This is a genomic window from Planococcus sp. TJ-201, assembly GCF_058268495.1.
Genome location: NZ_JBZDOG010000007.1, coordinates 88747 through 100760, shown reverse-complemented (window position 1 = coordinate 100760; position 12014 = coordinate 88747). Strand labels below are relative to the sequence as shown.

Below are 12014 nucleotides of genomic sequence, written 5' to 3'. Positions count from 1 at the left end.
TCCCAGCATTTTTATTTTGCTTCTTTATACGTCAAGGTCTTTCCAGTAAAGCCGAACAAGACAGTCAATAATGGCGATAACAGGCAGAAGAATGCGAATGGCAAGTAATCGAGCGTTGAAACGCCGATGACGCCCGTAATAAAGATGCCGCAAACACTCCATGGGACAAGCGGGTTGACCACAGTTCCTGCGTCTTCCATCACACGGCTCAAGTTTTTGCCGGCAAGCCCCACTTTATCGTATGGTTCTTTAAAAGCTTGTCCTGTCAGCAGAATTGACAGATATTGCTCCCCTATCAAGATGTTGATGCCGATCGCCGTTAATGCAGAAGCGGCAATGACAGAAGAGACTTTCTTCAGCAGGCTTTCCACTTTTGCCAGCAGGCATTGCACAATTCCTAACGTGAACAGCAATCCGCCCATGCTAAGCGCAAGCAGCACCAAAGCAACCGTGAACATCATGCTCTCCATTCCCCCACGCGACAGCAAAGAATCGATTTCCTCTATCCCCGTCGAGGAGACATAGCCGCTGAACAAGACTGAAAATAGCTCAGAAGCTGTTGAACTTTGATGCAAAAATGAAATGAGTATTGCAGTCACTGAACTTACTGCCAGCGTAACCAAAGCCGGCATTTTCCTAATCGTCAGCAGAATGAGCACAACCAGCGGAATGATCGTATACCAATGGATCATTCCCGTGGCTAACAACCCCTCTTTAAAAGCTGCAACATCTTGAATGCTTGTACCAGCTGACTCTGGAGAAAGCAGCGCGAACAAAATCAAGGTTATCCCAAATGCAGGAATCGTTGTCCATCCCATGTTGCGGATATGTTCAAAAAGATCCACACCGACAATGGTAGAAGACAAGTTTGTGGTGTCCGACAATGGCGACATTTTATCGCCAAAAAATGCTCCCGACACAATCGCTCCGGCCGTTATAGCCAAAGACAGGTCCATTGCGGTCGCCATGCCGATAAAAGCAACGCCGATGGTCGCAACAGTCGTTAGGGAACTGCCAATTGATAAACCAATTAATGATGTCACGATAAAAACAATGGCGTAGAAAAAGGCCATGGAAATGAGCGTAAATCCTGTGTAAATAAGTGTCGGAATGGTCCCGCTGATCATCCAACTGCTGATGAGTATGCCGATGAAGAAAAACAGGAAGACAGCACTCATGCCCGCACCTGCTCCTTCCACCAGCCCCTTTTCCATCTTCCGGTAAGAGACTTTTTTTATGGCTCCGTAAACGAACAAGAGCAAAATCGAAAACAAGATAGGAATATGCGGAACCGATTCAAAGCTGATGATGCTGACACTGATTACCAGAAAAATAAGAGCAGTTAAAATTAGGGCTTCCAGGAATCTGGGTGTGATGACTGACTTAATATTGTGCATAGCAAACTCTCCTTTTCTCTATAAAAAAAGAGAAAACCTCCTGTCCCCATAAAGGGACGAAGGTTTTCTCCGCGTTACCACCCAATTTAATGCTTTGTCTATACAAAGCATTCACTCTTTTTCGAAACGATCAAAGCTGATGGCGTATTTCATCCAATTTGCTGCCTGAATTCACACCTGCCATCCAGTCTCTTGCTGCTGCGCACAAATTGGTTACTAAACCATCGATCGAGATATTTATTAAATAAATGGACAAACTATATTTGTTTCTTTAGTTCAAGATCTAACTCTTTTTAAAAGTATATTGAAATAGATTCTACCAGTTCTTCTCGGCAAGTCAATAGTTTTCAAAGAAAATTTGATTTTACTACATAGGTTTTTGCTAAGCGGTCATAAAGGGACTGCTTGTCCTTTGTAAAAATAGCCATCAGAATATAAAGTAAGATCAAAACATAGACCAATCCCCCTATCAAATAATCTCCCAGCAACACTTCGCCATCTCCCAAGTAAATCATCCGGTAAGCCATAAAATGGGACAGCTCCCAAGGCAAAAACTTCAATGCCGTCCGAAAAGTCGAACGATAAATGGAAATAGGCTGCTCCTGCTTATCCACAACGCAAAGCTGCATTTTCCGTTTGCCGACCGTTTGCCTGCCCATTGTTGAATCCAAAATGATGAAGTAAAGGGAAACGGGCAGCGTCAACATGAGAAAGCCAGCAAGCTGAGCCGTCATCCGAGAAGCCTGAAACCAGTCTTGTATTGAAGGCATCACAAATAGGGAAAAAACTAGCAGCACTGCCAGATAAGCAAAAATCAACAGGTAGTCGATTGCAAAAGCTTTTAAACGAAGCCAAAAGCCGGCATACATCCAACTCCTCCTCTTCTCTTCAAATCATCGCATTTCACTCCAGTGAGCGGGCACAGACAATAAACTCGGTATTTTCGTGCAGGCGTTTCCTCTTGCAGAGTTCAACTGCATTTGCGTCAAATAAAGACTGCCCTTTAAATTTGCTCCCGACAAATCTGCATTTCGCAGATCTGCTCCGATAAAATCCGAGTTTCTTAAATCTGTATTGCCCAAATCCGCCCCAATCAAGTAGGCGCCTCTAAACAACGAGCCTCTCATGTCTCTTTCTTGCAGTTTTGCCTCAATTAAATCTGCTCCCTGGTAATTGCGTCCTTTTTTCCGGTTCATCTCTTTATTGTATCGGCCTGATTCAAGTCTAACGCTATCACTAACCTGTACCAGCATATTTTTAACATGCCGGCGATGATGAGGCAAATCTGTCGATAAAAGACTTTCAGCAGGGGCTAGAGTAAGTTGCTCAATCACTTGTCTGCTTTGGTGCAGATCCTCTTCTAATTCCCCTCTGCCGCAGCGCTCAATAGCTTGCGTTAAGTAAAAGATCATTTCCTGAAGCTGCTGCATGACCGGCAATACTTGAAACATTTGGTGAGCTGAATCTGGATCGTCTTTCCAGCTCACTCCACCAAAAGTCTGCTGAGAAACTTTTTGTCCCGCACCCAGACAGTCGAATACTGTACATCCGCTATAGCCCGAGAGTTTTAAGTTCCGGTGAATTCCACATTTGAAGTCTGATGTTAAGTTTCGGCATGGTACACCTCCTGCCTTGTCAACTGGAAAATCTGCAGAAGCAGTAAAACCCAGTGCGACACAGCAAAGAGCAAAACAATTTTCGCAATCCGCTCGAAAGACATCAGCACCATAGGCATCTTGAAAATTTGTCTGCATAGCATTCCTTCTCCTTTTAAATTAGTTGAGAAAGCGATTTAAATCAGTATACTTTTTTTTGCACAAAGAAAAAAGGCAGGGAATCGATCTCCCTGCCTTTTCAACATTCTTCCGTATGTCGATACTTTTTTACGTACCCATTTTGCGGCGGTTATTGCTGACTTTCTTTGATTGCTGGCTCTTCATCTTTTTGGTCGACAGTGAAGCATTGCCGCCTGACTGCTTGTCTCCAGCTTGATTTTTCTTAGCTTCCAGTTGGCGTTTTACGGCTTCCTGCAAACTGACTTTTTTTGGTGCTTCGTTTGACTCGGTCATTGCGCATCCCTCTTTTCATCAAAAAATGGTGCATCTGGATGTTTTTATAACTTCAGTATAGCATAAATCCGCTGCTTTATTCTTTGTTTTCTTTAAACCATCCGGTAACTTGTGAAAAGAATTTTGACATTGATTCCGGCTTTGACATATTCGGCACACGTGCCAATAACACTTCTTTCGGCGCTTTGACACCTTCTTGTTTTTTCTGCAAGACCAAGATTCCCTTCGCATGAGCCGAATTTTTAAACAGGCTCTCCGGCAATTCCATTACCGATTGGATATGGGCATGTTTCTTTAGAAAACTGTGCAATTGGCTCGCTTGTGCAGATTCAAACAACGCTTTAGGGACAATAAAAAACAAATAACCGCCTTCAGCCGTGTGTTTTAACGATTGCTCGATAAACAAATGGTGGGCAAAAGACATTCCTTCATCCGCTTTCAATTCGTAGGTGGCTGCTGTTTCTTCGTCCGGGTAGTACCCTACCGGCAAATCTGAAACAACAACATCAACCGGATCGATCAATAAGGGCTGCAGAGCGTCCTGCAGATAGAACGTAATCGGCTGTTCCACCAGGTTGCCAGCGTTTGAAGCCAGGCGAATCAACAAATCATCCAGCTCCACGCCCGCTCCCGTTAATCGACCATCCAAATAGTTCATGACCGTCAATAGCAAGTTGCCGGTTCCGACAGCCGGATCCAAGATGACGGCTTGTTCTTTTTTGACAAACAGCTCTACCAGATACCCCACTAATAAGCCAAGCGCATCCGGCGTCATTTGGTGATGCGGCTGGACATGCTCTTTCATGCCTTTCAATACCGCCAGTTGAAGCGCTTTGCGAATATCTTCTTTGCTGGATCCCTCTTCTGGCTTAATGACTCCATCCAGCCAATTTTCCGTTGTTGTCAACAAGCTTTCCAAGTAAGCATTTTCCTGCTCTTGCTGGATTTTTGTCGTGTGGTTATCAATAAAATAAAACGTTTTTTCCATGGTTGAATTCATGCGTTCGCCGTCCTCAATAAGGAAACCCACTCTTTTGAGTGGGTTTCCTTTGTATTAGTTTGTTAACTTTCTTACTGCGTCTAACGCTTTGTCGTAATCGGGATGATCCGTTCCTTCAGGGACATATTCCACATAGGCGACTTTGTCATGTTGATCAATGACGAAAATCGAGCGGGCCAGAAGCCGAAGTTCCTTCATCGTCACTCCGTATGCTTCACCAAATGAAAGATCCCGGTGATCCGATAACGTCGTAAGTGCATCAACTTTGTTGATTTCCGTCCAGCGTTTTTGCGCAAATGGCAAATCGGCTGAAACGGTCAGGACCGCTACATGATCGCCTAACGCCGCTGCTTCATCGCTGAAGCGCTTTGTCTGATCTGAGCAGACGCCGGTATCCAATGATGGAACCACACTGATCAGCCGAATTTTTCCAGCAGTATCCTGCAATGTCACCGGATTCAAGTCCGTCCATAAGACCGAAAAATCTGGAGCCTGATCTCCCACTTTTACTTCTTTATTGGGTAAAGTAACAGGGTTTTTCTTGAATGTAATTTGTACCAATCAAAACGCCTCCCTTTCATTGTCTCTTCATCATACTAAAAGGCGCGGGTTTCTTGCAACCCAGACCCATCTTGGCGTTTTTTCTGAACCAACTTGTTTTTTCTGAAAGAGTCCTCGTGCACCACTGTCGTATCTGCAATATAGTCATGAACCCCTTGCTTTAACGGCGTAAATCCGACAATCCAGTAAAGCGGCAGGATCGTCACTGAAATAAATCGGCCGATCCATTCCCGGAAAAACAGAGTTGTCCAAGACAAATCATCCGATTTCAAAGATACTACCCGGATGCCCATGATCATTTTCCCAACAGTTTGTCTGAAAAACTTAGTCATTAGCACAAAATAGCCATAGAAAACGACAGCTGATAAAATGGCATACGGTGCATACCAAGGGATGCCGCTTGTTTCAAGACCGAGAAGCGCAAAGACCGGCTTGACCAAAATGGATGTCAGCCCTGCGATAACCAAAAGGTCGATTAAATATGCCCAAAAACGCACCCAAAAACCGGCAGGCTTCCGTTCATAGAAAAGAACTTCTTCGTAGCTCGGCGTGTCGGGACGCTGTGATTGGACTTGCACTTTTTCTGCTGTTTCATTCGTTTCGTGGTCTGTCATCATGGTCCCTCCTTATTTATCACCGTATAAATACATCATACGCGGAGAACTGTATTCGGTAAGCATTTTTGTAATCATCTGTGTTTCTACATCATTGCCAAAGAATGAACCCACTTTCATCGACAATAATGAGCCCCATCCTTCTGAAGCCCCATATTGGAATACTTCTGCATTGCCCAGATCAAAATCAGCTTTGACTTGATCAATAACGTCTTCTTCAAATCCGAAATCATCGGCTAAGTTGACTTCAACAGCTTGGCGGCCATTCATGACACGACCATCTGCAACAGCTCTAACTTCGTCTTCAGTCATGCCCCGGCCTTCTTCAATGACATCAACAAACGATTCATATGAATCATCCAGCATCTCTTGAAGAAGTGCACGTTCATCATCTGTCATGTCGCGGGTTGCACTCATAATATCCTTGTACGGACCCGACTTGATGGTAACGAAGTCTACACCGTAACGCTCTGCCAGTTCGCCATAATTGACGCTTTGCATGATAACCCCGATAGAACCGGTCAAGGTTTCTTCGTTGACAAAGATTTTATCTGCGGGTGCAGCAATGTAATACCCGCCTGAAGCCGCTGTTGCTCCCATAGAAACGTAAAACGGTTTTTGGGTTTCTTCCTGGATTTCAGTGATTTTGTCGTAAATTTCAGCTGATTCCACTACTCCGCCACCCGGTGAATTTACCGTAAGCACGACAGCTTTAACTGAGTCATCCTCTTTAACATTTTCCAATTGTTCCATAAAGAACGAATGGTTATAGCCGGCTGCTCCAAACAAAGGCGATGCCTCTCCCGTGTCTTGGATTACCCCGTCAACATTCAAAACTGCCACACGGTTGTCAAAATCGCCATCCTCAATGACAACTTCCGACATACTTGATTGTGTGGTCGCCATTAACTCATCGACGCCTTCGCCAAACCCGCTTTGAAGAAAAGCGAAAGCTGAGTTGATGACCAATGAAATTCCCAATACGACTGCAGCTGCTACTAAAGCGATCCATCTTTTTGTATTCATTTGTGCAATTCCCTCCTTGGTTTCTACTCTTTACTATACGGGAAACAAAGGCAAATGTTTCACCAGAAAAGCAAATTCATACCGAAATTTTTCGGTTGGCCTTTCGAATTCCCCGTGCTTCTATAAACTTCGAGGAAGTAAACAAGATCAAAGCACTCCAAATCAAGGAGAAAGAAATGATGTCTATTGTAGTGAAGGCTTCTCCATAAATGAAGACTCCGATCAACAGCATGAGCGAAGGTGCAATATACTGCAGAAACCCAACCATATAAAGCGGGATTAATGGGGCTCCGATAGCAAAAAACAACAGCGGCAAAGCAGTGACTACACCACTGGCAATTAGCAGAATATCTGTGGTCAGTCCGGTATGCAAAAAAGACACGCGGTCAACCGACATCAAATAGACATAGTACGCAATCGCAATAGGAAAAACAAACAAGGTTTCAATTGCCAACCCACGCAGCGCATCCAAACGAATGGTTTTCTTGATTAGGCCATAAAAAGCAAAACTGAAAGCCATGCCTAGAGCAAGCCACGGCAAAGAGCCAAAAGAAAGGGTTAAAATCAAGACACCTGTGGCAGCCAAAAGAAAGGCAACTTTTATCGCTGGCGATAGTTTTTCCTTTAGGAAAATAGCGCCGAGGAGCATTGAGATTAACGGATTGATGTAGTAGCCCAGGCTAGTTTCAACAATTCGGTCATGTGAAACGGCATAAACATAAAAAAACCAGTTCGCAGAAATCAGAAACGATGCCAGCATCAACAAGAAGAATTTCCTCTTGGAAGCCCACAGCATTTTCAGGTCAAGCCACAGCTGGCGGCCTCCATTTATTAAAAGAATGAATCCTAGTGTAAATAAGAAAGACCATATGATTCTCCCTGCTAAAACTTCGTCTGCTGGAACATGATCAATTTGCTTCCAAAAAATTGGCATGAACCCCCATAAAGTATACGTTAAAATAATGACCAAAATACCTTTTTTAGAATCTGTCATCCTGCATCGCGCACCAATCTTTATATATTTTGTATTTCGAAATAACAGTCTAATTATAGGCTCATCTTATCTGTAAAGTAAATAAAGAGAAACTCCCACTCCATGCGTCGCAGCGGTCAGGATTGGTATGCTTCATGCAACGGTTTGGATATGGCTAACCATCCTACAGCGACCATTTTCCAAAAGAAGAAACTTACCGGAAGACAAGCATTGGGCAAATCGAAACTATGATTCAAAAAGAGCCGCCCTAAAGAGGCGGCTCAACGCTTATAATAGATCGGCAAATTGATCAACTTTGACGCGTGGGAACTTGATGATTTCCCGCTCTGCCACTGCTTCTTCGATTAGCCCATCAAATGAAACAAAGTTCTCATAGTACTCCACTTTTTCAAGTTTTGGCTTGGTTTTGGGATTTGCCGGCGTGAAAATGGTGCAGCAATCTTCAAACGGGCGAATCGAAATATCATACGTTCCGATTTGCTGAGCTGTATCGATAATTTCCAGCTTATCAATTGCAATTAGTGGACGAAGAATCGGTGTGTTTGTCACAGCATTGATTGCTTGCAGGCTTTCTAGGGTTTGGCTTGCCACCTGACCCAAACTTTCGCCTGTGATAATGGCGCGGCAATTGGTTTCGGCCATGACAAGGTCTGCAACGCGCATCATCATTCGGCGTGTAGAGGTCATCGTGATATTGTCTGGTACTTGTTTGTGAACTTCTTGCTGCAGCTTGGTAAACGGAATGATGTGCAGATTGACGGATGAACCGAACTGCGATAATTTTTCAGCAAGGTCAAATACTTTTTCCTTCGCACGGTCGTTAGTGAACGGTGGACTAAAGAAATGGATCAGTTCCAAACGGACGCCGCGTTTGAGCATGTGGTATCCGGCAACGGGACTGTCCAAACCGCCAGACAGCATCAATAGCGCTTTCCCTCCAGCTCCTACAGGCAAGCCACCAGCTCCTTGAATTACTTCTGCCATCATATAAACTGCTTCTTCACGCACTTCCACTTTTAAATCGATTTCCGGATCTTTCATTTGGACTTTCAAATTCGGAAAAATTCTCAACACGTGCGAGCTTAATTCTTTCATGATTTCTGGTTTTTCGTGTGGAAACTCTTTATATGGCCGTTTGACAGAAACTTTGAAACTTTTGTCGGTATCTTGGATTTTAGCAATGACTGCTTCTGCCGTTTGTTTCATTGCCTCAAGATCCAATTCACAGGCAGTTACCGGGCTGAACGATTGGATGCCGAACACTTGCGGCAACCGTTCAATCACTTGTGCCAATTCCAGTTCACTGTCCGATGTAATGAACATTCGATCGCGTTCAGCTTTAATTTGGATGTGTTCCAAATCAGAAAACGTTTGCCGTACATTGTCGCGGAGCCGCCCAATGAACGAACTCCGGTTTTTACCTTTTGTTGATAACTCGCCGTAACGAACGAGAATTTGATTGGTTTTCATAGTAGATTAAACTCCTTTTATGGTGCGGTAAACCCGCTGAAATGCGCTTTGCAGCGCGAGAATGTCTTGTTCTTCGGTAAATGCTCCAAAACTGATGCGGATGACGCCATCTTTAAACTCGCGCGGCAGACCGATTGCTTCGATCACATGGCTTGTATTGCTGCTTTTTGATGAGCATGCACTGGAAGTAGAGACGATGACCGAGTCTTTTTGCAAACCGGATACCAGGACTTCACCTTTGATGCCTTTTACCGCCACCGACAGTATATGCGGAGCTGCCCGTTCCGGACTGACCACCCTCACGCCTTTAAACGCTGAAAAAAACTCACGCAGCTTGTCGTTCCACTCACGATGCAGCGGATTGGGTTGCGCCAACCTCAATGCTTTCGCCAAAGCAATAGCATTTGGAACGGACACAGTGCCGCTTCGGACTCCCGCTTCCTGACCGCCGCCGTACTGAATAGCCTCCAACTCTACTCCAGAATAAGCCAGCAGCCCAGTGCCTTTTAATCCATGGATCTTATGGCCCGACACGGACAATAAATCAGGCATGGCTTTGGGATTGAGTTCCAGCTTGCCCATGCTTTGAACGGCATCCACGTGAAACAAGATCCGTTGCTCTTTCAGCAATGCCGCAATCTCCGCTATTGGATGGATGGTGCCAATTTCATTGTTGACGTGCATAAGAGACACTAAAATCGTATCCTTTCTCAGCGCATTCATCAACTCATCAACATCGATCGCTCCCGAACGGTTGACAGCCAGACGCGTAACGATAAAGCCTTCCTTCTCCAACGCAGCCAAGCTATTTAGTACGGAAGGATGTTCCGTTGCAGAAGTGACAATATGTTTGCCCCGGTGCTGGTAGCTTCTGGCAGTTCCAATTAAAGCCAAATTATTTGCTTCTGTTCCACCGGAAGTGAAAACAATTTTTTCCATATGCAAGTGTTCTTTCAGCTGGCTGCGTGCGGTTTCCAGCAAATCTTCTGCCTGGTTTCCTAATGCATGCAGCGAGGCTGGATTGGCATAAAAACGCTCATTTGCTGCTACAAAGGCATCGAGCACTTCTTTTCTTGGCCTAGTCGTCGCACTGTTGTCTAAATAAATCATGTTCCGCCTCCGAAAAGAAAACCACCAGCTCATTCGCTGGTGGTTTACATTTTATTTTTTAAATGCGCCAAGCATCTTCTTTGACCAGCACTTCGATGCGTTTCATCGAACCGGGTTCAAAGTTTTCAACTGCAGTTGCCGCTTCTTCCAATGCTTTTGTATACCGAAGCTGACGGAACGACTCTTCCGCTCCTTCCAGCTTGGCATCCAACTCTAAGTTGGATTTACGGTAACGGTTGCCGTACTGAATGATTCGTTCAATCAACAGCACATTTTCAACCATTTCAACCGCTTTTGCATGGACGTCATCAATGCTTTTCTCAGCTTGCTCCAAATAATTATGAACCAACTTAATATTCAGTGGCACTTCACGCAAAGTTTGCATGGTAACAAAAAGATGTTCTTCTGCTTCTTCCAACCGGACATCCATGTCTTCTGGAATCCCGGGAATGTTCGCTTTATGCAGCACGCGGTCTGTTTCTTGCAATTTGCGTTTTAACTGCTCGACTTTAGTACGAGCTTTGTTTTCTTCAATGCGCAGGCTCTTCAATGAAGTCATAAAATCGTTTTGTGTTGAATCCACAATCGACAGATCTTCACGGATATGAAGCAACTCTTCTTGAAGGCTTGAATATGCGGATTGATCTTCTTCCAAGCGTGAACGCAATAAGTCATAGCGTTTTGCTAACTGCTCCATCTTCTCCATGCAAGACTTTGGAATGGCCGCTTCGCTTTCGCTGATTTTGTAGCTGTGCTGAACGTATCTGCATTCCTCTTCCATCTCTTGAGTATCACGAGCCACTACTTCTAAATGGCGTTCGGTATCGATACGGAAATCGTCAATATAATGCTTAGCCTCGACTTCTTTTTCCAACAGTTCGTAAAACGAGTCGATCTGATCTTTTATTTTTTCAACGGCAATTTTCGTTTGTTCGATTTCCAATTGCGCAATTTTCTCTTTCAGCACGTCCAACTCTTCTTCGATCTCATCCAATTGAAGCGTTAGCTCTAAATGCCCCAAATAATAAGATTGCTCTTCCATTTCGCTTTTGCCTTGACGCAATTCAGCAATATAAGAAGGAATTTTCGTCTGGACGTCCGCCAATAACGGTGGAATGTCATCGACTAACAAAAATGCTTGTTCGCCCTCAGTAGATAAGCTGATGACAATTTCGCGGGCTTTTAAGTAATTGCCTTCATTCGTCAATTTCTCGTATTCATCAAACATCGGAATGAACGATTCAATTCGTTTCTCGAGCGGTCCGGCAGCAGCCCCGTAAGAATGCTGGTGCGCCAGCAAATTTTTGCGGGCACGTCGGTATTTTTCTTGAATCAAATCAATTTCGCTGCGATTCTTTTCTTCGCTGCCAATCAATTCTTCCAGTTCGACCAGGATGGTGTTCATTTGTTGATCCACGCTGTCGATCTTCACTTCGGTTTCCTGTTCAAGCTTTGTCGCTTTGCCAAAACGGAAGCGGTTGATTGCCTCCTCAGCGTCATATAGGGAAGCATCTATTTTTGGAATATGCACATCCATAATTTCTGTCCATACGTTGCGCCAGCGTTCAAACATTTCTTCCGTCTGGCCGTTCATGTTTAATTGCTTCACTTTTGTCAATTCTTCTAGTATCGGTTTATTTTGTATTTGCAGTTTTAACTGTTCCAAGCGCTCAATTTCAGCCAGATGTTTTTTGCGAAACATAAAGCCGATGATCATTATCGCTATTAGAATGATGACCGCAATGATGATATACTCCATCATAAGTCATATAG

General features: G+C 44.3%; 12 protein-coding genes. All 12 read right to left on the bottom strand.

Annotated elements, in window-relative coordinates; translation table 11 throughout:
* Window positions 1-11: 11 nt before the first annotated feature.
* Window positions 12-1397, bottom strand: coding sequence for a Na+/H+ antiporter NhaC (nhaC, locus tag AC4EG4_RS16310; protein WP_490988385.1), 1386 nt, complete (start codon window positions 1395-1397; stop codon window positions 12-14).
* 347 nt (window positions 1398-1744) lie between these two features.
* Complete coding sequence (locus tag AC4EG4_RS16305) at window positions 1745-2266, bottom strand: RDD family protein (protein WP_490978834.1); 522 nt, start codon at window positions 2264-2266, stop codon at window positions 1745-1747.
* Window positions 2267-2290: 24 nt separating this feature from the next.
* Entirely contained in the window at window positions 2291-3151 is an 861-nt protein-coding gene (locus AC4EG4_RS16300) for a pentapeptide repeat-containing protein (protein ID WP_490978835.1), read from the bottom strand.
* Window positions 3152-3280: 129 nt separating this feature from the next.
* Entirely contained in the window at window positions 3281-3466 is a 186-nt protein-coding gene (locus AC4EG4_RS16295) for a hypothetical protein (RefSeq protein ID WP_480335036.1), read from the bottom strand.
* A 76-nt stretch (window positions 3467-3542) separates the two neighbouring features.
* Window positions 3543-4466: a class I SAM-dependent methyltransferase gene (locus AC4EG4_RS16290; RefSeq protein ID WP_490978836.1), complete on the bottom strand. Its 924-nt coding sequence runs from the start codon at window positions 4464-4466 to the stop codon at window positions 3543-3545.
* Window positions 4467-4520: 54 nt separating this feature from the next.
* Window positions 4521-5027 (bottom strand): thiol peroxidase, encoded by a 507-nt coding sequence (gene tpx / locus AC4EG4_RS16285; RefSeq protein ID WP_490978837.1) that lies wholly within the window; start codon window positions 5025-5027, stop codon window positions 4521-4523.
* A 35-nt stretch (window positions 5028-5062) separates the two neighbouring features.
* Window positions 5063-5641, bottom strand: coding sequence for an RDD family protein (locus AC4EG4_RS16280; protein ID WP_490978838.1), 579 nt, complete (start codon window positions 5639-5641; stop codon window positions 5063-5065).
* Window positions 5642-5653: 12 nt separating this feature from the next.
* Window positions 5654-6667, bottom strand: coding sequence for a signal peptide peptidase SppA (gene sppA / locus AC4EG4_RS16275; protein WP_490978839.1), 1014 nt, complete (start codon window positions 6665-6667; stop codon window positions 5654-5656).
* 76 nt (window positions 6668-6743) lie between these two features.
* Window positions 6744-7661 (bottom strand): EamA family transporter RarD, encoded by a 918-nt coding sequence (gene rarD / locus AC4EG4_RS16270; RefSeq protein ID WP_490978840.1) that lies wholly within the window; start codon window positions 7659-7661, stop codon window positions 6744-6746.
* Between the two features lie 267 nt (window positions 7662-7928).
* Complete coding sequence (gene thiI / locus AC4EG4_RS16265; RefSeq protein ID WP_490988384.1) at window positions 7929-9131, bottom strand: tRNA uracil 4-sulfurtransferase ThiI; 1203 nt, start codon at window positions 9129-9131, stop codon at window positions 7929-7931.
* 6 nt (window positions 9132-9137) lie between these two features.
* Window positions 9138-10241, bottom strand: coding sequence for a cysteine desulfurase family protein (locus AC4EG4_RS16260; RefSeq protein ID WP_490988383.1), 1104 nt, complete (start codon window positions 10239-10241; stop codon window positions 9138-9140).
* Between the two features lie 58 nt (window positions 10242-10299).
* On the bottom strand, window positions 10300-12003 hold the full coding sequence (gene ezrA / locus AC4EG4_RS16255; protein ID WP_490978843.1) for a septation ring formation regulator EzrA: 1704 nt from the start codon (window positions 12001-12003) through the stop codon (window positions 10300-10302).
* Window positions 12004-12014: the final 11 nt, after the last annotated feature.